This window comes from Oleiphilus sp. HI0086 (genome assembly GCF_001635225.1).
In genome coordinates this window covers 1-1,174 of the sequence record NZ_LWFZ01001281.1, presented here as the reverse complement: position 1 = coordinate 1,174, position 1,174 = coordinate 1, and the positions used below count along the sequence as shown (strand labels likewise).

Here is a 1,174-nt window from a genome sequence, read left to right as displayed (position 1 = left end):
GCACTAGTCCTAAACCGGATAACTTTATTTTAGCTACCGCTCTGAGTATTCAAATTGCTCTGTTTACATGCAAAGGTGTGAGCTTTTGCCCTAAAGCACAGACATGGATTCACAACAACAAAAAATTTAGAGTCTGCTCTTTTAAGCATGAAAAGGTCAATCACGGAGAGCGTTTGATCTTTTCATGCAAAGTCATTCCCCCTCTCTTTTCTTATTATTACTTGTGTTGCTACTTTTTCTGGTACAGTTTTCTCTTTAGATAAACTCTTGGCCTTGGTCTATGGTAAAGTATGGCTTCATAAAACGTAAGGCTGATAGAGCCCCTCAAGGTCTTAGTACTTCGTAACCCACAACAATGATTGTTTAAACATGTCCAGACTGTCTCCTTCCATTATACCTCGCGACCAACATCCCGTTTCTCGTAGCCAAATTAGCCCATCGGCGTTAAAGGTTATGCATCGCTTACATAATAGCGGCTATGAGGCGTATCTGGTTGGTGGTGGTGTCAGGGATATTTTGCTCGGCCAAAATCCTAAAGATTTTGATATTGCGACCAATGCACACCCTGAGGAGGTACATGCTCTTTTTAAGAATTCACGTTTAATTGGTCGTCGCTTTAAGCTCGTCCATATCCTGTTTGGCCGCGAGATTATCGAGGTTGCTACCTTCCGTGGAAGCGTAAACCAACAGGACGAAAAACAATCAGAGCATGGCATGCTGCTTAGAGACAATGAATATGGCAGTATCGATGAAGATGCTGTGCGAAGAGACTTTACGATAAACGCTCTCTATTACAGCCCTAAAGACTTTTGTATTTACGACTATGTCGATAGCCTGGACGATATTAAGCAGGGTCTGATCAACATTATTGGCGACCCGGAAACACGCTATAGGGAAGATCCGGTTCGGATGATCAGAGCTTTGCGTTTCGCGGCTAAACTAGACTTTGATATCGAAGAAGAGACCAGCGGTGCCATACGAGAGCACGGTCAGCTATTGTCCAACGTTGCAGCAGCACGTTTGTTCGATGAGATTCTAAAACTGTTTCTCTCTGGCTATGGATTGAAAATTTTTCACCTCTTAGTCGACTATGGGCTATTTAAGCCCTTGTTCCCAGCTATTGCTCATACCTTGGAAAACAGTGATAAGAGTGCTATCTATAAGAAAATGCTCG

General features: G+C 42.9%; 1 protein-coding gene. It reads left to right on the top strand.

The features are described 5' to 3' along the window. Positions 1–369: 369 nt before the first annotated feature. The coding region (pcnB, locus tag A3756_RS22120) for a polynucleotide adenylyltransferase PcnB (RefSeq protein WP_156490690.1) at positions 370–1,174 on the top strand (805 nt) is incomplete at its 3' end.